At 64.9% G+C, this 22,612-nt stretch carries 20 protein-coding genes; 10 read left to right on the top strand and 10 right to left on the bottom strand.

Annotation, left to right across the window (positions count from 1 at the left end):
- Positions 1 to 2: 2 nt before the first annotated feature.
- Entirely contained in the window at positions 3 to 470 is a 468-nt protein-coding gene (locus tag QCE48_RS15235) for an SgcJ/EcaC family oxidoreductase (RefSeq protein WP_309786868.1), read from the bottom strand.
- A complete protein-coding gene (locus tag QCE48_RS15230; protein WP_309786869.1) occupies positions 467 to 1,099 on the bottom strand; it encodes a LysE family translocator in 633 nt (210 codons plus the stop codon). Before QCE48_RS15230 ends, QCE48_RS15235 begins: the two co-directional genes overlap by 4 nt.
- A 402-nt stretch (positions 1,100 to 1,501) precedes the next feature.
- Here QCE48_RS15230 and sap1 point away from each other — a divergent pair, with 402 nt between their 5' ends.
- Positions 1,502 to 1,840: a surface attachment protein Sap1 gene (gene sap1, locus QCE48_RS15225; protein ID WP_309786871.1), complete on the top strand. Its 339-nt coding sequence runs from the start codon at positions 1,502 to 1,504 to the stop codon at positions 1,838 to 1,840.
- Positions 1,841 to 1,930: 90 nt separating this feature from the next.
- On the opposite strand, the gene araH is transcribed toward sap1, so the two are convergent.
- The 4 genes from araH to QCE48_RS15205 form a co-directional block, all read right to left on the bottom strand.
- On the bottom strand, positions 1,931 to 2,935 hold the full coding sequence (araH, locus tag QCE48_RS15220; RefSeq protein WP_309786872.1) for an L-arabinose ABC transporter permease AraH: 1,005 nt from the start codon (positions 2,933 to 2,935) through the stop codon (positions 1,931 to 1,933).
- Between the two features lie 16 nt (positions 2,936 to 2,951).
- The gene (gene araG / locus QCE48_RS15215; RefSeq protein ID WP_309786874.1) at positions 2,952 to 4,460 is read right to left on the bottom strand and encodes an L-arabinose ABC transporter ATP-binding protein AraG; all 1,509 of its coding nucleotides are present in this window, start codon (positions 4,458 to 4,460) and stop codon (positions 2,952 to 2,954) included.
- A gap of 68 nt (positions 4,461 to 4,528) precedes the next feature.
- Positions 4,529 to 5,533 (bottom strand): arabinose ABC transporter substrate-binding protein, encoded by a 1,005-nt coding sequence (locus QCE48_RS15210; protein WP_309786875.1) that lies wholly within the window; start codon positions 5,531 to 5,533, stop codon positions 4,529 to 4,531.
- 91 nt (positions 5,534 to 5,624) lie between these two features.
- Positions 5,625 to 7,034 (bottom strand): aldehyde dehydrogenase family protein, encoded by a 1,410-nt coding sequence (locus QCE48_RS15205; protein ID WP_309786877.1) that lies wholly within the window; start codon positions 7,032 to 7,034, stop codon positions 5,625 to 5,627.
- Between the two features lie 141 nt (positions 7,035 to 7,175).
- On the opposite strand from QCE48_RS15205, the gene QCE48_RS15200 reads away from it, so the two are divergent.
- The gene (locus QCE48_RS15200; RefSeq protein ID WP_309786878.1) at positions 7,176 to 8,153 is read left to right on the top strand and encodes a LysR family transcriptional regulator; all 978 of its coding nucleotides are present in this window, start codon (positions 7,176 to 7,178) and stop codon (positions 8,151 to 8,153) included.
- Between the two features lie 42 nt (positions 8,154 to 8,195).
- Positions 8,196 to 8,747, top strand: coding sequence for a YaeQ family protein (locus tag QCE48_RS15195; protein WP_309786879.1), 552 nt, complete (start codon positions 8,196 to 8,198; stop codon positions 8,745 to 8,747).
- A gap of 12 nt (positions 8,748 to 8,759) precedes the next feature.
- On the opposite strand, the gene QCE48_RS15190 is transcribed toward QCE48_RS15195, so the two are convergent.
- Complete coding sequence (locus QCE48_RS15190; protein WP_309786881.1) at positions 8,760 to 9,167, bottom strand: VOC family protein; 408 nt, start codon at positions 9,165 to 9,167, stop codon at positions 8,760 to 8,762.
- Between the two features lie 340 nt (positions 9,168 to 9,507).
- On the opposite strand from QCE48_RS15190, the gene ada reads away from it, so the two are divergent.
- The 3 genes from ada (at position 9,508) to QCE48_RS15175 (ending at position 13,199) form a co-directional block, all read left to right on the top strand.
- Positions 9,508 to 10,593, top strand: a complete 1,086-nt coding sequence (gene ada, locus QCE48_RS15185) for a bifunctional DNA-binding transcriptional regulator/O6-methylguanine-DNA methyltransferase Ada (RefSeq protein ID WP_309786883.1) — start codon at positions 9,508 to 9,510, stop codon at positions 10,591 to 10,593.
- Between the two features lie 271 nt (positions 10,594 to 10,864).
- On the top strand, positions 10,865 to 12,484 hold the full coding sequence (gshA, locus tag QCE48_RS15180) for a glutamate--cysteine ligase (RefSeq protein WP_309786884.1): 1,620 nt from the start codon (positions 10,865 to 10,867) through the stop codon (positions 12,482 to 12,484).
- Between the two features lie 148 nt (positions 12,485 to 12,632).
- A complete protein-coding gene (locus QCE48_RS15175) occupies positions 12,633 to 13,199 on the top strand; it encodes a hypothetical protein (RefSeq protein ID WP_309786885.1) in 567 nt (188 codons plus the stop codon).
- A gap of 77 nt (positions 13,200 to 13,276) precedes the next feature.
- On the opposite strand, the gene QCE48_RS15170 is transcribed toward QCE48_RS15175, so the two are convergent.
- Both QCE48_RS15170 and QCE48_RS15165 read right to left on the bottom strand, forming a co-directional pair.
- The gene (locus QCE48_RS15170) at positions 13,277 to 14,845 is read right to left on the bottom strand and encodes a DHA2 family efflux MFS transporter permease subunit (RefSeq protein WP_309786886.1); all 1,569 of its coding nucleotides are present in this window, start codon (positions 14,843 to 14,845) and stop codon (positions 13,277 to 13,279) included.
- A 98-nt stretch (positions 14,846 to 14,943) separates the two neighbouring features.
- Positions 14,944 to 15,444, bottom strand: a complete 501-nt coding sequence (locus QCE48_RS15165; protein ID WP_309786887.1) for a MarR family transcriptional regulator — start codon at positions 15,442 to 15,444, stop codon at positions 14,944 to 14,946.
- 187 nt (positions 15,445 to 15,631) lie between these two features.
- On the opposite strand from QCE48_RS15165, the gene QCE48_RS15160 reads away from it, so the two are divergent.
- From QCE48_RS15160 to flhA, 4 genes are all read left to right on the top strand, one after another.
- A complete protein-coding gene (locus QCE48_RS15160; protein ID WP_309786888.1) occupies positions 15,632 to 15,919 on the top strand; it encodes a hypothetical protein in 288 nt (95 codons plus the stop codon).
- 202 nt (positions 15,920 to 16,121) lie between these two features.
- Positions 16,122 to 17,699: an efflux transporter outer membrane subunit gene (locus QCE48_RS15155; protein WP_309786889.1), complete on the top strand. Its 1,578-nt coding sequence runs from the start codon at positions 16,122 to 16,124 to the stop codon at positions 17,697 to 17,699.
- 207 nt (positions 17,700 to 17,906) lie between these two features.
- Positions 17,907 to 19,115, top strand: a complete 1,209-nt coding sequence (gene flhB, locus QCE48_RS15150; RefSeq protein WP_309786890.1) for a flagellar biosynthesis protein FlhB — start codon at positions 17,907 to 17,909, stop codon at positions 19,113 to 19,115.
- Positions 19,112 to 21,208 (top strand): flagellar biosynthesis protein FlhA, encoded by a 2,097-nt coding sequence (gene flhA, locus QCE48_RS15145; protein ID WP_309786891.1) that lies wholly within the window; start codon positions 19,112 to 19,114, stop codon positions 21,206 to 21,208. The genes flhB and flhA overlap by 4 nt, the downstream gene beginning before the upstream one ends.
- A gap of 6 nt (positions 21,209 to 21,214) precedes the next feature.
- Here flhA and QCE48_RS15140 read toward each other — a convergent pair whose 3' ends face one another.
- Complete coding sequence (locus QCE48_RS15140) at positions 21,215 to 22,603, bottom strand: L-serine ammonia-lyase (RefSeq protein WP_309786892.1); 1,389 nt, start codon at positions 22,601 to 22,603, stop codon at positions 21,215 to 21,217.
- Positions 22,604 to 22,612 lie beyond the last annotated feature (9 nt).

Genomic DNA, 22,612 nt, shown 5'->3' with positions numbered 1-22,612 from the left:
TCCTAAGTTTGCGGCCGTCCCGCCTCGCGCAATTCCGCGGTAAGTCGTTCGCTCTCCGCCGGGCGCCCGTGAAACGCAGCCGGCGTGCTCTGGAACATCTCGATCCGATACTCGCCGTCGCACAGCGACAGCACCATCGTCTGCACCGTGTTCAGTTCCGGATTCAACTCGTCCGCGTCGCGCGGCCACATGCCCGCGACGCCGCGCAGCATCAGCGTCTGCCCGCCCGCCATGCGCCGCACTTCCCGCACTTTCACGACGAAACGCGGCGTCGGGTGCTGCGCGAAGATCGGCGCGAGATGCGTTTCGATGGCCGTGCGTCCGTCGATGGCGCTTCCGTCGAAGCCCACCATGCTGCCGCGCTCGCGAAACAGCGCGGCCATCGCGAGTGCGTCCTGGCGGTTCCACGCAGCGAGTAGCGCGAAATACACGCGTCGCGCGGCGCCGGTCCAGTCGTCGATGTCCGTCATGTCGCCCTCTTCCATGCCGCCGCGAAGATGCCCGCGCCCATCAGCAGCGCGCCGCCCGTGCGGTTCACCGCGCGCTGCACCGAAGGCTTGCGGATCGCCCGCCGCGCACCCGACGCCACGAGTGCATAAACGAACGAGTTGGCCGCCGCGATACCAACGAACGTCGCCTCGAAAATCGCGATCTGGGAGACGCTCGCCTGATGCGGATCGATGAATTGCGGCACGAACGCGACGAAGAAAATCAGGCTCTTCGGATTGAGCGTCGTCACCGCATACGCGTGCGCGACGATGCGCGACGTGCGCAACTCGCCGGGCGCCTTCAGGTCGGCGGCGTCGGCGTTCACGACGGGCGCGCGCCACAGCTTCACGCCGAGGTAGACGAGATAAGCCGCCCCGACCCACTTCACCAACATGAACCATTCCGCCGATGCGGCGAGCAGCACGCCGAGGCCCAGCATCGACGCGGTCATCGCCGTCAGGTCGCCGAGTGCGACGCCGAGCGTCGTCGCCAGCGCGTATTTGCGTCCGTGTCCGAGCGCGTAGGACACGACCAGCAAGACGGTCGGTCCGGGAATCGCCACCAGAATTGCCGAGGCGATGGCGAATGGCAGCCATTGTGCAAGCGTCATGCGGGTGTCTCCGTGATGGTCATACGCCGATTTATCCACGAAGCGACGAGGCTGACAAGCCCCCTCGGCGACTGGCATGTTTCGTGGCAGCCCCGCGCGCCTTTTCGATGCAGCGCGCGTTAAGCGACCTGCCGATTTCCCGTCATGGTTTACCTGACACACATTGCAACGCACCAAGCGAACTGCACGGCGTTCAGAAAATGATTGATGCGTGAAAGCGTTGAATGAGGCAGAACGGATTATTAGCAGACTTTTTAAAACCGGCCTGCGACATTCTGTCGTGTTGCGAGCGCACACAAGATGTGCTTGTAACTTGCATTTTCTCGTCTAGGATAAACGCTGCGGATTAAGCCTATTAAATAGATAGCTAATTCCCGATACAAATCCGCTTGGAGGCAATACATGAAGAAACGCGCCAGTGCTCTTATTGCGATGGTCGGTTTGTTCGCCGCTATGTCTACGGCACATGCGGATAGCGTCCAGCCCCAGCAGACTTTCAAGTTCAAGCCCAATTCATACGGCTGTCTCTCGAAAGATAAATTCGATTCCGCCGATCAGCACGCTCAGGCGGGCGAACAGCAGAAAATGCGGCAGTTCTTCGAAGGCTTCGAATGCATTTCGACGCCCGTCGATTCGCATTTCCGCGTGTTGCGCGTGGTCGGCCACGATGTCGAATTCGTCAATGCGGCGAATAACGACAAACAAGGCATGTGGACGACCGATCGCTTCATCGATCAATAGCATCAGCATCAGCGCGTTTTAATCGGCGATAAAAAAACGCCGATGCGATGATTAATCGCATCGGCGAAACACCCTCGTCGGAAACTGCGTTTAAACCACGCGCTTGCTGCGGCGGAATTGATCGAACAGCACCGCGAGCAGCAAAATGCCGCCGCGAATCAGGTATTGATAGAACGTCGGCACGTTCATGAGGCTCATCGCGTCCTGCACCGAGCCCATGATCAGCACGCCGACCAGCACGCCCGAAATCGTCGCCACGCCGCCCGTCAGCGACACGCCGCCCAGCACGCACGCGGAAATCACCCCGAGTTCCAGTCCGACCGACGTTTTCGGATCGCCAAGACTCATGCGCGACGCGAGCATCACGCCCGCGAAACCGGTCACGAGTCCTTGCAGCACGAACACCGTGATCTTGATGCGCGTGACCGGCAGCCCCGCGAGCAGCGCCGCCTCGCTGTTGCCGCCAACCGCGAGCACGTTCTTGCCGAACACGGTCTTCTTTAGCAGAAAGCCGAACACGACGAAACCGACGATATTCGACCAGATCGGATACGAAATCCCCAGCAACGAGCCGCTGCCGAGTTCGAAGAACGATTCCTCGGAGATCATCACCGCGTCGCCGTGCGAGGTGATGTAGGCGAGGCCGCGCACGACTTCCATCATCGCGAGCGTGACGATCAGCGAATTGATCTTGAATCGCGCGATCAGCACGCCGTTCACGAGCCCGACCGCGCCGCCCGCGAGCACGCCCCCGGCGATGCCGAGCGTGACGCTGTGCGTCGCGGTGATGAGCGTCGAGGCCGTGACGCCCGAGAACGCGACGATCGACGCCACCGACAGGTCGACTTCCCCGAGCGCGAGCACGAACATCATCGTGACGGAGATGGAGCCGATCAGCGTGACCGAGAGCAGCAGGCCCTGCATGTTGCGCGAGCTGAGGAACCCCGGCACCGAGAACGACAGCGCGACGAACAGGATCACGAACACCATCACGATGCCGGACTTGTTGATGAGATCCCACGTCCGCGCGGCGCGTGCGCGCGCGCCGACGCTTTCCTTCGGATTGGGTTGATTGGTCACGTTGGTGGTTTGCATGATGTCTTTTCCGGTTTCAGCCTGGCAGCGCGAGCTTGATGAGTTGATCGGGCGACGCTTCTGCCTTGCGCAAATTGCCGACGATCTTTCCTTCGCGCATCACGAGCACGCGATCCGCGACGCCGATCACCTCGGCCAGATCGCTCGACACGACGATCACCGTCCGTCCCGCTTCCGCGAGTCCGTACAGCAGGCCGTAGATTTCGCTGCGCGCGCCGACGTCGATGCCGCGCGTCGGTTCGTCCATCAGGAAGACGTCGATTTGTTCCGCGAGCCAGCGCGACAGGATCACCTTCTGCTGGTTGCCGCCGGACAGCGTGCCGATCGGCGTATTGCCGTTGCGGGTCTTGATGGCGAGCTTCGCGATGAATTCGCTCGCGGTCGCGGCTTCCTTTTTCGCGTCGAGGATGTGCAGCGCGTGGTGATGGCGGCGGCAACTGATATTGAGGTTGTCCGACACCGACGCGATCGCGACGATGCCTTCCTGCTTGCGATCCTCGGGACACAGCGCGACGCCCGCGCGCACGGCGTCGCGCGGCGTGCTGAACTTGCGCGTCTCGCCCTTCAGGACGATCTCGCCCGCCGCCGGTTTGACCGCGCCGTAAATCAGCTTCATCAGCTCGGAGCGCCCCGCGCCGACGAGCCCGAAGAAGCCGACGATCTCGCCTTTGCGCGCCTCGAACGACGCCGGTTCGGACAGCCCCGGCCCCATCAGCCCTTTCACCTGAAGCTGGACCTCGCCGATGTCGCGCGTGCGGTAGCCGTACACATCGCGAATCGAGCGTCCGACCATGCAGCTGATGAGCCGGTCGCGATCGAGTCCGTCGACTTCCTCGAAGGTCTCGATGCGCCGGCCGTCGCGAAACACCGTCACGCGGTCGCACAGTTCGTAGACTTCGTCCATCCGGTGCGTGACATAGACGATCGCGCGGCCTTCGGCGCGCAGTCCGCGGATGATCCGGAACAATTGCTCCGTTTCACGCGACGACAGCGAACTCGTCGGTTCGTCGAAGGCGATCACGCGCGCGTTGCGCATCAGCGCCTTGCCGATTTCGATCATCTGGCGCTGGCCGATCGACAGGTGCTTCACCTGCATGTTCGGATCGATCTTTTCGCCGAGGCGGTCGAGTTCGCTGATCGCGCGCTTAACCAGCGCGCGCTCGTCGAGCACGCCGAAGCGGTTCGGCATCGCGCCGAGCATCAGGTTTTCCGCGACCGTCAGTTCGGGCACGAGATGCAGTTCCTGATAGATGATCGCGACGCCCGCCGCGATCGCCGCTTTCGTCGACGAAAACTGCTGCTCCACGCCGTCGAGCGACAGGCTGCCGCCCGCGGGCTGGTTGACGCCCGACAGCACCTTGAGCAAGGTCGACTTGCCCGCGCCGTTTTCGCCCATCAGGCCGTGGACTTCGCCGGTGCGCACGCCGAGCGCGACGCCGTCGAGCGCGAGCACGCCGGGAAAGCGCACGGTGATGTTGTCGAGCGAGAGATAGGGATCGGCCGTGGCCGTCACGGTATCCGTCATGGAAAACCTCGTGGCAGGAACAGAATGCGGGCGCCCCGCGTCAACGTGGGACGCCCGCGCGAAGCAACTCAGATGCCGAGTTCCTTGCGCACTTCCTGCCAGTTGCCGCGCACCATCAGCTTGCCGGTGGTCTGCGTGTCGGCGGGCGGCTGCTTGCCGTTCTTGATCCAGTCGATGAGATTCTGCGTGCTGTCCTTGCCGTGCATCGTCGAACTCACCGCGATCGTGCCGTAGAAGCCCGTCTGCTCCTTCTTCTGGAACTCGGCGAACGCTTCGCCTGCGCCATTGATGCCGACGCCGATCACGTCCGTGCCCGGAATCTTCAACTGCTCGGTCGCGCGCACGGCGCCGAGCACGGTTTCCTCGTTGATCGCGTAGATCACCCACTTCTTGATGTTCGGATGCTGCGACAGCACCGGCGATGCCGCGTTGAAGCCGCCTTCGTCGTCGGTGGTTTTCTGCGGGGCGTCGAAGATGTTTTCCTTCTTGAAGCCGCCCTTGACGAGCGATTCGGTGGCGCCGTCGGTGCGCAGCTTCGCGGTCGGCAGTTCGTAGTTCGTGATGCGCAGCGCGCCGACTTCTTCCGGCTTCCAGCCGCGCCGCTTCATTTCGTCCGTGATCGCCGTGCCGACCTGATTGCCGATCTTGAACGCCGACATCCCCAGATGCGGCACGTTCGAGAGCGGCTTGCCGGTCGAATCGACGAGCTGGTCATCGACCGTCACGAACTTCATGTTGTAGCGCTTCGCGCGCTGCTGGATCGCCGGTCCGAGACGCACGTCGGGCGCGCAGATCACGAAGCCTTGCGCGCCCTGCGCGCCGAGGTTGTCGATGGCGGCGAGCACTTTCTCGCCGTCCGGCGTGCCGATGTTCACGACCGAGAAATTCTCTTTCTGGCCGAGCGCGGACGCGGCCTTCTGCTCGTTGATGAACCATGCCTGCTCGGGCATCTTCACGAGAAAGCCGACCTTGACGGGCTCGTCGGCGTGAGCAGACATTGGCGCGGCGAACGGCACGGCGAGCGTGGCGGCGGCAATCGCGGACAGGGTCAGGCGGCGAAGCTTCAGGTTCATCGTTGTCTCCTTGGGTTGAATGCGTGTTGCGGGCGCAGGCTTGTCAGCCCGTTCGCCGGTTTTGCTGCGGGTCTTGCGTCTTCTCTCGGTTCTAGCTCGCCACGTAGGCGGTTTTCGTCGTCGTATAGAAGTCGGTATTGTCGAACGGCACGTGATGATCGACGCCCGTCGTCGGCAGGTTCACCGTCACGAGCGCGCTCTGGCTGTAGCGCCGGAAATGCGTCGCGTGCTGGAGCGATTGCGTGCAGATGCCGGCGCACAGCGCGCGCGGCGTTTCGTTCGCGAGATGGAGCGCGTGCGCAGCGTCGTCGGCGCGGATCACGACCGCGACCGGCCCGAAAATCTCCTCGCGCGCGATGCGCATCTCGTGCGTTCCGGCGAAGAGTGCGGGTTGCAGGAAAAAGCCGCGCGTCGCGCGTTCCAGCGGCGCGCCGCCGTGCAGCAGTTGCGCGCCTTCCTTGCGGCCGCTCGCGATGGTGTCGAGGCTTTTGCGCAACTGCGCTTCGTCGGCGAGCGGGCCAATGTCGACGCTCTTCTTCAACGCGTGATCGACGTCGAGCGTGGCGAGGCGCGCGAGCATCGCATCGACGAAACGGTCATACATGCCCGCCTCCACGATCAGCCGCGACGACGCCGTCGCGCGCTGGCCCGCCGAGAAATAAGCGCCGTCGATGGCGGCGTCGACGGCGGTGTCCAGGTCGGCGTCGTTGAGCACGACGAGCGGATTCTTGCCGCCGGTGTCCAACTGCACGCGCGTCTCGCGCGCGGCGGCGGCTTCGCGCACCGACGTCGCCGTCGCGGCCGATCCGGCGAAACACACGCCCTGCACGAGCGGATTCGCGACGATCCGCGCGCCCGCCTGCCGCCCGCTGCCGAGCACGAGGTTGAAGACGCCGGCGGGCAGGCCGGAGCGGCTGACGATATCGGCGAGCGCCCACGCACAGGCGGGCACGCGCTCCGCCGGCTTGAACACGACGCAGTTGCCGAAGGCGAGCGCGGGCGCGATCTTCGACGCCGGAATCGCGAGCGGAAAACTCCACGGCGTGACGACGCCGATCACGCCGAGCGGCTCGCGCGTGATGTCGATATCGACATTCGGACGAACCCAACTGCGATGCGCGCCGCCGATACGCAGCGCCTCGCCCGCGTAAAACCGGAAGACGTGCCCGGCGCGCGTGACTTCCGCGATTGCCTCCGGCAGCGTCTTGCCCTCCTCGCGCGCGAGCAGCCGGCCGAGTTCGGCCCGGCGTGCGAGCAGTTCGCCGCCGATCGCGTCGAGCGCTTCGGCGCGCCGCATGCCGCTCGAACGCGACCACTCGGGAAACGCGGCGCTCGCGGCGTCGATGGCGGCGTCGGTCTGGCGCGCGTCGGCCCGCACGTACTCGCCGACGGGCTCGTCGAGATCGGATGGATTCAGCGAAAGGCCCACGGTCGCGCCCGTCTCCCAGCCACCGTTCAGGTAGTGCTTGAAAAGCTCGGGAAGATGGGATTCGCGTTTCATCGGCTGTCGACGTGAGCGCTCGTGTCTGGAAGTGCTCGAAGCTTAAGCAGTCACGCGATGACTTTCCAATCAGTTTTCGGCCCATCGCCATATCAACGTTGGTATGGCATCATCGGCGCAACTTCACCTCCGGGCGACGCGATGGCGCAAAGTTATTCGAACTGGTTCGTGCGGGCGCGGCTGAAGACGCGTCAGTTGCTGTTGCTCGCGGCGATGGAGGAAGAAGGCAACGTGCGCCGCGCCGCCGACGTGCTCGGCATGACGCAGCCGGCGGCATCGCGTCTCCTGAAGGAACTCGAAGACGTGCTCGACGTGCGCCTCTTCGACCGCACGCCGCACGGCATGCACGCCACGCTCTACGGCGAAGTGATGATCCGCCACGCGCGGATGGTGCTGTCGAATCTGAGCCAGGCGCACGACGAGATTTCCGCGCTGCGCTCGGGACTCGTCGGTCAGGTGCAGATCGGCTCGATCGCGACCGCCGCCGCGACGATGGTGCCCGTCGCGATCTCGCGCGTAAAGGAGCGCTATCCGCATTTGCAGATCTGGTTGCAGGTTGAGACGTCGGACGTGATGTTGCCGCGCGTGGCCGAGGGCGAACTCGACATCATGATCGGCCGCGTGCTCGAACGGCAGGGTCAGTTCAAGGACGCCGTGCGCTACGAGCCGCTTGCCGCCGACGAACCGCTGTGCGTCGTCGCGCGCCCCGGACATCCGATGGAACTCGCGACCGGTCTGACACTGCGCGGGATCGTCAACGCGAGCTGGGTATTGCATCCGCCGGGCAGCGTGCTGCGTCACCGCTTCGATCTGGCGTTTTCGCAGATCGGCCTTAATCCGCCGCAAAATGTCGTCAACACGAACAATTTTCTGGCAATTTCGAGCTTGCTCCTGCAAAGCGACATGCTCGCCGTCGTTCCGGCGGAAGTCGCGCAGCAGTACGAGGAATCCGGCGTGCTGAAGCGCGTCGCTATCGATTTGCCGTGCCGGATGGACGCTTTCGGTATCATCACGCGGCAAACGCAATTGCTGTCGCCAGCGGCGACGGTCATGCTCAACGCATTGCGCGACGCGGCCACCGAGGTGTACGGCACGTCCTTCGATCTTTCATCTGCTTGAACCTTTTCACACCGGCCCGCGCGGCCGGTCTTCCGGTGTTGCATGGCCCTCAAATCGACGATTTACAAAGCGGAACTCCAGATTGCCGACATGGATCGGCACTATTACGGCGACCATTCGCTGACCATCGCGCGTCATCCGTCCGAAACCGACGAGCGGATGATGGTGCGCGTCGCGGCGTTCGGCATGTTCGCCGACGAACGCCTCGAATTCTGCAAGGGTCTCTCCGATACCGACGAGCCCGATCTCTGGCAGAAGGACCTGACCGGGCAAATCGAGACGTGGATCGAGGCGGGGCAGCCCGACGAGCGGCGCATCGCCAAGGCGAGCGGGCGGGCGGCGCGCGTGATCGTGATCGCCTATGCGGGGCGCACGTCCGACATCTGGTGGCAGGGCGTCAAAGCCAAGGTCGAGCGGATGCAGAACGTGACCGTATGGTCGCTCAAGGATGGCGTCGCCGAGTCGCTCGGCAGGCTCGCCGAACGCACGATGCGCCTGCAGATGACCGTCCAGGACGGCGAGGTGTCGCTTGGCAGCGCGACGGCCGATCCGGTCGCGGTCGAATGGACGGTGCTGAAAGCGGCTTCGAAATGATCGAACCGACGCTCACGCGTCCGGCGGCCCTTTCAGTTCGATCATGTTTCCTTCGGGATCGAACAGGTACAGCGACGGGCCGTAGCCTTCCGCGCCGTATCGATTGGCTTCTTCGCCAATGCGCGCGCCGTTTTCGGTGAGATGCTTGCGCAGCGCGGCCGGATCGAACGGTTCGACGCGCACGCACAGATGATCCATGTTGCGGCCCGCGCCCGGCGCGCCGCTATCCGGCCGGTCGATTTTCGCGCCGGCCGCGAGCAGGTCGATCAGCGAACGGCCCGCCCGTAGTTGCACGAGGCCGAGATCGCGCTGCGCTTTTTCGATCGGGCATCCGAGCGCCGCGCCGTAGAAGCGCACCATGGTGTCGAGATCGGCGCAGCGGATCACGACGTGATCGATTTCGCGGATGGTGAAGTGCATCGTCGCTCCTCGTTCCGGTGGGTCGGGACGAGTGTAACGCCGTCACGCGGACGACTCACGGCGCGATGCTGCGCAAAACGCGCAGGCGAAAAAAAACCCGCTCGTTGCGGAGCGGGTTGAATCCATATCAGGAGGAGACATGGAGGAGACAGTTCCAATCATACACAGCGGGTTGGTGCGATGCAATGAAAATCGTAGTAAAAACCCCTATGGCGCCCATTTGTCGCATCTGCGAGACACTTCGCGCGGGCAAGCCTGAAATGACAGCGCAAGAACCGGCGGGTACGCTTGGAGCCACGGCTCTACAGTGATCACGTACCCAGAGCCCATCGAGGTCGTGATGAACACCGCTTTCCAGATCCCATCGCAAACCGCCTTTTCCTCCGACGAAAGCCGCTGGCAGGCCGTCGTCGATCGCGACAGCCACGCCGACGGCGCATTTTTCTTCGCCGTGCGCACGACAGGCGTTTTCTGCCGTCCTTCGTGTGCGTCGCGGGCGCCGCGCCGCGAAAACGTCGAATTCTTTTCGACGACCCACGCCGCCGAATACGCCGGCTATCGCCCGTGCAAGCGCTGTCAGCCGACGAGCCTGCCGCGCGAACTCGCGATCGTCGAGCGGGCGTGCAAGGCGCTCGACGCCGAACCGCAAGAGCGCATGACGCTCGCGCAACTGAGCGACGCCGTGCACGTCAGTCCGTTTCACTTGCAGCGTCTGTTCACGCGAGTGGTCGGCGTGTCGCCGCGGCAATATCAGGCGGCGCGGCGCGCAGAAGCGTTGCGCGCCGGCCTGCAACGCGGCGAGAACGTGACGCGCGCCACCCACGACGCCGGTTTCGGCTCGCCCTCGCGGATGTACGAAGCGGCGTCGGCGGAATTGGGAATGGCGCCGTCGGTGTACCGCAAGAAAGGCGCCGGGCTCGCCGTGCGCTATGCCACCGCGCCGACGCCGCTTGGCACCGTGCTCGTCGCCGCGACGGACAAGGGCGTCTGCAAGATCGCGTTCGGCGACGATCCGGCGGCGCTCGCGCTCGAACTGGCGGCGGAGTTGTCGGAGGCCGAGCGTATCGAGGACCGCGAGCGCATGGAGCCGTTCCTCGCGCAGATCGACGCGTATCTGAACGGCACGCGCGAGCGCTTCGATCTGCCGCTCGACATCGGCGCGACCGCGTTCCAGCAGCGCGTGTGGGACGCGCTGCGCCGCATTCCCTACGGCGAGACGCGCAGCTACACCGACATCGCCGACACGCTCGGCTCGCCGCGCGCGGTGCGCGCGGTGGCGAACGCGTGCGCATCGAATCCGGTGGCGCTCGCGATTCCGTGCCATCGCGTCGTGCAGAAAGGCGGCGGACTGTCGGGGTATCGGTGGGGCGCGCCGCGCAAGGCGGCGCTCTTGAAGACCGAGCGGGAGCGCGGCGAAAACAAGTAATGCGAACCATGCGACGTCACGCAGGGCGTAGCAATCGAAGAAGCGTCCATCGGTCGCGCGCCGGGGCCCGACACAACCGGCGCGGCGACTGTCCTCGTGAAATTCCGGTCGAAAACCGCCGCGCAAGCCCTCGCAGAAGAGTCGTGAAAATCCCGCAAACCCTTGCGGGAACTGGCTTCAAGCACGCAAAACACCGAGATGTTAAAGTGCCCGCTACCCAAAATATCGGATCGGGCCTGGTTTCATCGCGCCCGGTCGCACGCGTCGCTCAATGCCAAACAAGAATTCCGTTCGCCCCGCCACCGACGCCTTCCGGCATCGCCTCTCGGCGCTCGCCGCAGGTCCAGGCGCCGATGCGCTGCGCCAGGGCCTGCGCGGCATCGAGCGCGAAAGCCTGCGCGTCACGCGCGACGGCAAGCTCGCGACGACGGCGCATCCGCGCGCGTTCGGCTCGGCGCTGACGCATCCGCAGATCACGACCGACTATTCGGAGGCGCTCGTCGAACTGATCACCGACGCGAAAACCGATTCCGCGGCCGCGCTCGAACACCTCGACACGCTGCATCGCTTCGTCTACGGCAAGCTCGGCGACGAGTTGCTCTGGAACGATTCGATGCCCTGCGAACTGCCGCCCGACGACCAGATTCCGATCGGCTGGTACGGCACGTCGAATATCGGCATGCTGAAGTACGTGTACCGAAAGGGCCTTTCGCTGCGCTACGGCCGCACGATGCAGTGCATCGCCGGCATCCATTACAACTATTCGCTGAGCGAGGACGTCTGGCGCGCGTGGCAGTCGCTGGAAAAGGGCAATACGCAGTCGGCGGTCGACTTCCAGTCGGAGCGCTACTTCGCGCTGATCCGCAATTTCCGCCGCACGAGCTGGCTCCTGATGTATCTGTTCGGCGCGTCGCCGGCGCTCGAAGCGGGTTTCGTGCGCGGCAAGCCGCACGCGCTCGACACCTTCGACGCCGACACGTTCTATCTGCCGCACGCCACGAGCCTGCGCATGAGCGATCTCGGCTACACGAACAATCCGGCGCAGTCGGCGCTGCTGCCGAGCTACGACAACCTCGACGCCTATCTCGACGTGCTCGGCCGCGCCGTCAGCCAGCCGTATCCGCCGTATGAGGCGATCGGCACGCAGCGCGACGGCGAGTGGATCCAGATCAACACGAACGTACTGCAGATCGAAAACGAGTTCTACTCGACGATCCGTCCGAAGCGCGTCATCCAGCCGGGCGAGCGGCCGCTGCATGCGCTGTCGGCGCGCGGCGTGCAGTACATCGAAGTGCGCTGTCTCGACATCGATCCGTTCGAGCCGAGCGGCATTTCGCTCGAAACGTCGCGCTTTCTCGACGCGTATCTGCTGTTTTGCGCGCTCGACGACAGTCCGCTCCTGCCGCGCGAAGCGAACACCGAAGCCAACGACAACTTCAGCCGCGTCGCGAAGGAAGGCCGCAAGCCGGGGCTCGAACTTTCGCGTGACGGGCGCGCCGTGTCGATGCAGGCGTGGGGCACGGAATTGCTCGACCGGATCGCGCCGGTCGCCGCAACGCTCGACGCGCTCAACGGCACCGACGAATACATGCGCGCGCTGGCTACGCAACGCGCGCGGCTCGCGGACGTCGCGCTGACGCCGTCCGCGCGCGTGCTTCAGATCATGCGCGACAAGCAGCAGAGCTTCGGCGCGTTCGCGCTCGACCTGAGCGAGCAGCACGCCGCGTTCTTCCGTTCGCGGCCGCTGCCCGAAGCCATCACGCGCGAACTGGATGCGCTCGCGGCGAAGTCGCTCGAGCAGCAAGCGGCCATCGAACGCGACGAAGCCGGCTCGTTCGACGCTTTTATCGCCGCTTATCGCGCGTACACGCTGAATCGCGTCAGCGTCTGATTCCACCGTCCGTCTTTTTTCCTTGCCGCGCCGTCCGTCGGGCGGCAAGGCTTACCCCTTTTGCAACAGAGCGCAACCTGCCGAAACACGCGGATCGCCGTCGGGTCGAAATTAGTGTCTTATCGATCAACGCTCTGAGGAGAAGAAAATGAAAAAGACGATGCTATCGGCATCGGCGCTGGCGGCAGCGGCGTCGATTGCGCTCTTCGCCGGCTGCTCGACGCAAGGACAGGTCAGCGGCGACACGATGGAGCAGGCGACTTCGCCGCTCACCTGCACGAGCCGGGCGGAATGCGACGCGTGGTGGGGCCGCGCGCAGGTCTGGGTCACGAACCACTCCGAATACAAGCTGACGACCGTCACCGATTCCATCATCCAGACGGCGGGGCCGTCCGGCGGCAAGCGCGCACTCGCCTACCAGATCACGAAGACGCCGAGCAACGAAGGCACGGCGACCATCGGCTTCGCCGCTCACTGCGACAACATGCTCGGCTGCGAGCCGAATCCGTGGAAAGCGGGCGCCGACTTCAAGCAGTTCGTGCGCGGCGGACCGTCGTCGCAGGCCGGTGCCGCCGCGACCGCACCCGGTAACGCCCTGCCGCCCGTCGCGCCCGCCGCGCCGCCCCGCGCGCAGTCGAACCCACCGGTCCAGCCGATGCCGCGCGCGCTCGAAGCGCAGCCGGGACAATCGGGGCAGGCGCTGACGCCGGAATAAACCGCGCCGCAAAAAAATCGGCTCCGCGACATATGTGCGCGGAGCCGATTTAGATGCAGTAGCGCGAAGATAGACGCTCAATGCCCCATCGAAGGACCCGCACCTTTTCTCGGCTTCGTCAGCCAGACGAGCACCGCCAGTCCGACGAATCCATAAAACGAAAGCCGGAAGAAATCGTTGGTCGACATCATGTACGCCTGCGCCGTCACGACCCGTTCGAGTTGCGCGGTGATCGACTGCCCGGCAAGTCCGAGGTCCGACAGCACGCCGGAATAGGCGCTCGTATTCGCCGAATAGGCGGTCACCGACTCCGTCAGCACCGCATGATGGCGAATCATGTCGTTCTCCCAGTACGTCGTGCTGACGGCCGTGCCGATCGCGCCCGAGAGCGTGCGCAGGAAGTTCGACAGGCCCGCCGCGCCCGCCAGCCGGTCATCGGGGACGCTCGAGAGCGTGATCGTCGTCATCGGGATGAAGAAGCATGCCACGCCGATCCCCTGGATCAGCCGTGGCATCACGATCTGGTCGAAAGGCGTGTCGAGCGTGAACGTCGAGTTCCAGTGCGACACGAACGCGAACACCAGAAACGCGAAACTCGCCACGACGCGCAGATCCAGCCGATGCATGTTGCGCCCGAGAATCGGCGAGATCACGAGCGCCAGAATGCCGACCGGCGCGGTCGCGAGGCCGGCCAAGCCCGGCGTGTAGCCCATCACCGTCTGTAGCCACAGCGGCAAAACGACCACCGAGCCGAAGAACGCGAGAAACCCGAGCGACGTGATGAGCACGCCCATCGCGAAGTTGCGGTCGCGAAAGAGCGAAAGGTCGACTACCGGCTCCTTTTCGGTCAGCTCCCACGCGAACATGAGCGCGAGCGCGATGGCCGCGACGATCGCGAGCGTCACGATGAAGTTCGAACTGAACCAGTCGTGGTCCTTGCCGAGGTCGAGCATCATCTGCAGGCTCGACACGCCGATCACGAGCAGCGCGAGCCCGACGGCGTCGATGCGCTGTTTCGTCGTCTTCGTCTCGTGGCCGCGCAGCAGGAAGTACGCGATCGCCGCCGAGAAAATCCCGATCGGCACGTTGATGTAGAAGATCCACGGCCACGTGAAGTTATCGGTGATGTAGCCGCCCATCACCGGGCCGAAAATCGGCGCGACGATCACCGTCATCGCCCACAGGCCGAGCGCGAGACCGCGCTTTTCCGGCGGATAGCTGCGCATCAGGATGGTTTGCGAGAGCGGCACCATCGGTCCGGAGACGAGCCCCTGCAGCAGCCGGAACGCGATCAGCGACTCGAAGTTGTGCGCGAACCCGCACAGCGCCGACGCGATCGAGAACAGCACGACGGAAATCGTGAAGAGCTTCACTTCGCCGACACGCCGCGCGAGCCAGCCGGTGAGCGGCACCGCAATCGCCGACGCCACCGAATACGACGAAATCACCCACGTCCCTTCGCTCGTCGCGACGCCGAGACTGCCGGAAATCGTCGGCACGGCGACGTTGGCGATCGAGGTGTCGAGGACTTCCATGAACGTGCCGAGCGCGAGGCCCATCGTCAGGAGCGCGAGCACGCCGCCCGCGAGCGGCGCGGGCGCGCTCGGCACGGAGTCGCCTTCGGGATGCGCTGCGGTTACTGCCATAGTCGAAAATCTCCAGCAAAACGTTCTTGTTTTAGATGCAGCGGCATTCTCTGCTCAGACAGGCATAAGGGCAAAAACTTGCCCGTGGCGCCGGAAAATCAGCCGCTGTCGTCCTCGCCGAGGTCACACGCAGCGGAAGACGACCCCGCCGGCGCGTTCGCGATCAAGCGGGCGAGCAGGCTCGTGAGTGTATCGAGTTCGGCGCGGCTGAAGTCTCTCAACTGCTCGTTGAGCACCGCAGCGCCGATCGCCGGAAGCCGTGCGGCGGCATCGGCGCCGCGCGTCGTCAGCTTGAGTTCCACGATGCGCCGGTCCGACTCGCTGCGCTCGCGCGTCACGAAGCCTTTCTTCTCGAGCCGGTCAAGCATGCGGGTCATCGACCCGCTGTCGTAAGACATCTCGCGCGACAGTTCGAGCGGCGTATGCGCGCGCCCATCGGCCAGCATCAGGATCACGCCGATCTGCTGCGAAGTCAGGTCAAGCGGGCCGAGCGCCCGGTCCGTGCGCGCGACCAGCACGTTGCGCGCCTTCGCCAGGTAGTAGCCGAGGCTCGTCTGGAGCTGGATCGTCGAGGGGTCGTAAAGGGGTTCGCTGTTCATCCGTGTCGACAATGGGGACGCTCGTGCGTCGTCAAAACAACGATCTCAAAAATGTTGCGGCAAGTATCTTGAAAAATACTTGCACAGTCAATATTATTTAACACAACGAGTTATGCGTTTAATGCGCCGCCCGAAACATGTCTTGAACGCTTGCCGCATCGCCGAGACGATGCCCCGAAGGATTCCCATGACCCGCTTTGTACGCACCGCCCGCCGACGTTTCGGCCAGGTCAGCAACACAATCGCCAGCGCTTCCCGTCACGTCGTTCCGCCGAATCTGACGTCGTGGAAACTCGCGCTCTACGTGTTCGTGTTCCTGTTGCCGGGCGGATCGTTCGTGGTGCTGGGCATGGGCTGGTTCGAGAACCGCAACCGGCGACGCGCGGCGAAGCCCCGCCAGCCGCAAACGCCCACGCAAGCGCGCGTAACGAAACTGCTGCCGGGCCCGACGCCCTGCTCGCACGGCGAGTGCTGAGTCGCGACTCGTAAACCGCCGTAACCTTTTGGCGCGGCCGGGTAACCCACGCGCCCTTTCAAGCCGCTACCCTAACGTCTGCCTGACGCCCGCTTTGGCCCGCTTGTCGCGGGCGTCGTCCCTGTTCCGTTACCATCCCGGATCGCCGCGATTTCCGCCTGCCTCAGCCGATTCGCGCCGCTTCGACAGGATCATCACGCAGATGCCGTTTAGCCACATTCAGTCCGCCACGCCCCGTTTGTCCGTATTGGCGCTCGCCGCCGCGATGACCCTGCTCATCGCGGGCTGCGCGGTCGGCCCCGATTATCAGCGGCCGACCGCTGCGGTGCCGGCAACCTACAAGGAAGCGCCCGAGGGCTGGAAGGTCGCGCAGCCGTCCGATCGCGCCGATCGGGGAAACTGGTGGTCCATCTACGACGATCCGCAACTCGACGAACTCGAATCGCGGTTGAACGCGTCGAACCAGAGCATCGCGCAGTTCGCGGCGGCCTACCGGCAGGCGCGCGCGCTCGTCGGCGAAGCGCGCGCGGCCTACTTTCCGACCGTCGGCCTGTCGGCGTCCGGATCGCGCTCCGGCACCGGCACCAATGCGCGCACCACGTCGGCGGGATCGAACGGCACGTCGATCGGCAACAGCTTCAGCCTCGCCCTCGACGCCGCCTGGGAACCGGACCTGTGGGGCAGCGTGAGCCGCTCGGTCAACGCGCAGGAGGCCGGCGAGCAAAGCGCCGCCGCCGATCTCGCGAACGCGCGCCTTTCCGCGCAGGCCACGCTCGCGCAGAGCTACTTCCAGTTGCGCTCGCTCGACGCGCAGCAAAAACTGCTCGACGACACCGTCGCCGCCTATCGGCAATCGCTCCAGCTCACGCAGAACCAGTACGCGCAGGGCATCGTCGCGCGCTCGGACGTGATCCAGGCGCAGACGCAATTGCAGTCGGCGCAGGCATCGGCGATCGATAACGGCGTCGCGCGCGCGCAGTTCGAGCACGCGATCGCGGTGCTGGTCGGCGAACCGGCTTCCACGTTCTCGCTGCCCGCCGCGCCGCTCGACGCCACGCCGCCGTCCGTGCCGGCGCAGATGCCGTCCGCGATTCTCGAGCGCCGGCCGGACGTCGCATCCGCCGAGCGCAAGGCCGCGGCCGCGAACGAACAGATAGGCGTCGCGATGGCGGCGTTTTTTCCGACGCTCACGCTGTCGGCGTCGGGCGGATTCCAGAGCTCGGTGATCTCGCAATTGCTGCGGGCGCCGTCGCGTTTCTGGACGCTCGGGCCGGACATCGCCGCGACCATTTTCGACGGCGGCCTGCGCCGCGCGCAAACCGAAGCGGCGCGCGCCGCCTACGACCAGAACGTCGCGACGTACCGGCAGACGGTGCTCACCGCTTTCCAGGACGTCGAGGACAATCTGGCGTCGCTGCGCATCCTCGAAAACGAGATCGTGGTTCAGCAGCAGGCGGTGCAGTCGGCGCAGCAGGCGCTCGCGATCGTCAACAATCAGTACAAGGCCGGCACCGTCGGCTTCGTGAACGTGCTGACTGCGCAGACCACGGCGTTCGTCGCGCAGCAAAAGCTCGCAAGCATCGCGGGACAGCGGATGGTGTCGTCGGTGGGACTCGTGAAGGCGCTCGGCGGCGGCTGGGACGTCGGGCAGATGAATCGCGAGACGGGCGGCGTCGAAGCGCCGGCGCCCGTGGCGGCTTCGTCGGCGGCTGGCGATGCGCCCGGCCGCACGACCGCGGCAACCGGCGGCGCAACGGAAAAACGCGCCGCCGGCTCCTGACGCAGACGCGCGGCGCACCCTGCGTCGATGGCGGATGCCGCGCCTCTGCGGGCGTCCGCCGCAAAAAACCGGCGGCCGCATTCATCCCATCAGCCGAATAACCCCTTTTTCCCTCCCTTTATCCCCCGATCGTCGCCCGTCGCGATTCGCAATAATCACCGTCATCGAAATTAGGCAATTTGCCGGCGAGCACGGAGCGACAACGCAGTGGCAGAAGAAAGCGATCTCGAAAAGACCGAGTCAGCGACTCCCAAGCGCCTTGAAAAGGCGCGGGAGGAAGGCCAGGTCGCGCGCTCGCGGGACTTTGCGTCGTTCGCGCTGCTGGCGGCCGGATTTTTCGGCGTCTGGGGGCTGTCCGGCTCCATCGGCGCGCATTTGCAGTCCATCCTGCGCGACGCGTTCACGTTCGACCGCGCCTACGTCCTGGATACGCACCAGATGATGATCGGCGCCGCGAATGCCAGCAAGGAGAGCTTTCTGGCGCTCCTGCCCGTGCTCGCGATGACCTGCTTTGCCGCTCTCGCCGCGCCGATGGCGCTCGGCGGCTGGCTTCTCACCACCAAGACGCTCGCGCCGAATTTCGGACGGCTCAATCCGGTGAGCGGCCTCGGGAAGATCTTCTCGATCCAGGGACCGATCCAGCTCGGCATGTCGCTTTTGAAGACGATCGTCGTCGGCGGGATGGCCGGCTCGGCGATCTGGGCGCGCAAGGCCGAAGTGCTCGGGCTCGTCACCAAGCCGCTCGACCTCGCGCTCGCGGAAGCGCTGCACATGATCTTCGTGTGCTGCGGCATGGCGATCGCCGGACTTTTCCTAATCGCCGCGCTCGACGTGCCCTATCAGATGTGGTCGCACGCGAAAAAACTGCGCATGAGCAAGGAAGAAGTGAAGCGCGAACACAAGGAAAACGACGGCGATCCGCACGTGAAGGGCCGCATCCGCCAGCAGCAGCGCGCCGCCGCGCGCCGCCGGATGATGCAGGCGATCCCGACCGCCGACGTGATCGTCACCAATCCGACGCACTTCGCCGTCGCGCTCAAGTACACCGACGGACAGATGCGCGCGCCGAAGGTCGTCGCGAAGGGCGTGAACCTCGTGGCCGCGCGCATCCGCGAACTGGGCCGCGAGCACAACGTGCCGCTGCTCGAAGCGCCGCCGCTCGCGCGCGCGCTGTATCACAACGTCGAGATCAACCGCGAGATTCCGGGCGCGCTGTACGGCGCCGTCGCCCAGGTGCTGGCGTGGGTGTATCAGCTGCGCCGCTTCCAGGAAGACGGCGGCGCGAAGCCCGACGAGCCGTCCGATCTCGACGTGCCGAAGGAACTCGACAAGGGCGGCGTCTCCGATGCCGACGCAGAACAGGAAGCCGCCGACGCGCTTTCTGCCGACAACACTACTGATGGAGCCGCAGCATGAACGCGCGCGCTGGATTTTTCGCCAAACGGCCCGACGCGCTCGGGAGCCAGAACCTGAGGGCGCTCGCCGGCCCGATCCTGATCTGCATGATCCTCGGCATGATGATCCTGCCGTTGCCGGCGTTCCTGCTTGATCTGCTGTTCACGTTCAACATCGCGCTTTCGGTGATGGTGCTGCTCGTCAGCATGTATACGCAAAAGCCGCTCGACTTCGCCGCGTTCCCGAGCGTGCTGCTCTTTTCCACCTTGCTGCGCCTGTCGCTGAACGTCGCGTCGACGCGGATCGTGCTGCTCGAAGGCCACACCGGCCCCGACGCCGCCGGCCAGGTGATCGAATCGTTCGGACACTTTCTCGTCGGCGGGAATTTCGCGGTCGGTATCGTCGTGTTCGTGATTCTGATGATCATCAACTTCATGGTCATCACAAAGGGCGCGGGCCGGATCGCCGAAGTGGGCGCGCGCTTCACGCTCGACGCGATGCCCGGCAAGCAGATGGCGATCGACGCCGACCTGAACGCCGGCCTCATCAACGAGCAGCAGGCGAAAAAGCGCCGCGTGGAAGTCGCGCAGGAAGCCGAGTTCTACGGTTCGATGGACGGCGCGAGCAAGTTCGTGCGCGGCGACGCCATCGCCGGCTTGCTCATCATGGTCATCAACGTCGTCGGCGGGCTGATCGTCGGGATGTTGCAGCACGACATGGACTTCGGCCACGCGGCCACAAACTACACGCTGCTCACCATCGGCGACGGCCTCGTCGCGCAGATTCCGTCGCTCATCATTTCGACGGCGGCCGGCGTGATCGTTTCGCGCGTCGCGACCGAGGAAGACATCGGCACGCAGTTGACCGGCCAGTTGTTCAACAACCCGCGCGTGCTGATGATTACAGGCGTGATCATCGGCGTGATGGGGCTGATTCCGGGCATGCCGCACTTCGCGTTCATGCTGCTCGGCGGCGGACTGATCTACGCCGCGCGCTCGATGAACAAGCGCGCCGCCGATAAGAAGAAGAACGGCAATATCACCGATGTCTCGCCGGCCGCGGCTGCGCCGGTCGAGAACGCGGAAGCGTCGTGGGACGACGTCGCGATGATCGATCCGCTGGGTCTCGAAGTCGGCTACCGGCTGATTCCGCTTGTCGACAAGAACACCGACGGCGAATTGCTCAAGCGCATCAAAGGCATTCGCAAGAAGTTCGCGCAGGAAATCGGCTTTTTGCCGCCGGTCATCCATATCCGCGACAACCTCGAACTGCGTCCGAACGGCTATCGCATTTCGCTCAAGGGCGTGGAAGTGGGCGTCGGCGAGGCGTTCCCGGGACAGTGGCTCGCGATCAATCCGGGACAGGTGTCCGCCGCGCTCCCCGGCACGCAGACGCAGGACCCGGCGTTCGGACTGCCGGCCGTCTGGATCGATACCAACATGCGCGAGCAGGCGCAGGTCTACGGTTACACGGTCGTCGATGCGAGCACGGTCGTCGCGACGCATTTGAACCATCTCGTCGTCACGCACGCGGCCGAGTTGCTCGGGCGTCAGGAAGTGCAGGCGCTTCTTGATCGCATCGGCCGTGACACGCCGTCGCTCACCGACGACCTCGTGCCGAAGACCGTTTCGCTCACGACGCTGCAAAAGGTGTTGCAGAACCTGCTCGACGAAGGCGTGCCGATCCGCGACATGCGCACCATCCTCGATTCGCTGCTGGAGCACGCGCCGAAGATCGGCGACGCATACGAACTCACGGCGGCGGTGCGGCTCGCGCTCGGCCGCGCGATCTCGCAGCAGTGGTATCCGGGCGGCGGCGATCTGCAGGTGATGGGACTCGATCCGACGCTCGAGCGGGTGTTGTCGCAGGCGCTGTCGACGGGGGCGAATCCGGGGCTGGAGCCGGGGCTCGCCCAGACGCTTCTCAATTCGACGCAGAACGCGATCATGCGCCAGCAGAACCTCGGCTTGCCGCCGGTGCTGCTCGTGCAGCATTCGCTGCGGGCGATGCTCGCGCGGTTCCTGCGGCGCAGTCTGCCGCAGTTGAAGGTGCTGTCCTACGCGGAAGTGCCGGATACGCGCAATGTGAAGGTGGTGAATCTGATTGGGGCGTAACGCGCCTCAACACTCCACGATATTCACCGCCAGCCCGCCGCGCGACGTTTCCTTGTACTTGGTTTTCATGTCGGCGCCGGTTTCGCGCATGGTCTTGATGACCGAATCGAGCGACACATAGTGCGAACCGTCGCCGCGCATCGCCATGCGCGCGGCGTTGACGGCCTTCACCGACCCCATCGCATTGCGTTCGATACACGGAATCTGCACCATTCCGCCGACCGGATCGCAGGTCAGCCCGAGGTTGTGTTCCATGCCGATCTCGGCGGCGTTCTCGACTTGCGTCGGCGTGCCGCCCATCACGGCGGCGAGCGCGCCCGCGGCCATCGAACACGCGACGCCCACTTCGCCCTGACAGCCGACTTCGGCGCCCGAGATCGACGCGTTCATCTTGTACAGGATGCCGATGGCCGCCGCCGTCAGCAGAAAGTCGATCACGCCCTGCTCGTTCGATCCCGGCATGAAGCGGTCGTAGTAATGCAGCACGGCCGGGATGATGCCGGCGGCGCCATTGGTCGGCGCGGTCACGACGCGCCCGCCGACCGCGTTTTCCTCGTTCACCGCGATCGCGTAGAGATTGATCCAGTCGATCATCGAGAGCGGATCGCGCAACGCCTGTTCCGGCTTGCCAGCCAGCGCGCGATACAACTGCGGCGCCCGGCGTTTCACCTGAAACGGCCCGGGCAGGTTGCCGTCGGCTTCCGGGTTGCCGATGCCGCATCCGCGCGCAACGCACGCCTGCATCACGTCCCAGATGCGCAACAGGCCCGCGCGGATGTCCTCGGCGCTGCGCCAGATGCGCTCGTTCTCCCACATGAGCTGCGCAATCGACTTGCCCGACTCGACGCACATCGCGAGCAACTCGTCGCCCGTGTGAAACGGATACGGCAACTGCTCGTGCGCGGTCAGCACCGCCGTGTTCGCCGCGCCCGCCGTCACGACGAAGCCGCCGCCCACCGACAGATAAGTCGCCTCGCGAAGCAGCGCGCCGCCCGCATCGAATGCGTGCAGCTTCATGCCGTTCGGATGTTCGGCGAGCGCCTGCCGATAAAACCCGATGTGCTCCTTCTGCACGAACGGAATTTCGTGCGTGCCGAGCAGCGCGAGCTTCTTCGATGCGCGCACGGATTCGAGTCGCGGCGTGATCGTCTGGGCGTCGACTGTATCCGGCGCGTCGCCCATCAAGCCGAGCATGACGCCACGATCCGTGCCGTGACCCTTGCCCGTCGCGCCGAGCGACCCATACAGGTCGCATTTGACCGACGCGACCGCGTCGAGCAATCCGTCGCGTTCGAGCCCTTGCACGAACATCAACGCCGCGCGCATCGGCCCGACCGTATGCGAACTCGACGGACCGATGCCGATTTTGAAGAGATCGAAAACGCTGACTGCCATGAAGGTTCC

The organism is Caballeronia sp. LZ024, from assembly GCF_031451455.1.
Classification (GTDB): Bacteria; Pseudomonadota; Gammaproteobacteria; order Burkholderiales; family Burkholderiaceae; genus Caballeronia; species Caballeronia telluris.
Note: the sequence above shows the minus strand (reverse complement) of the source record. Positions and strands in the feature narration are given on the sequence as shown.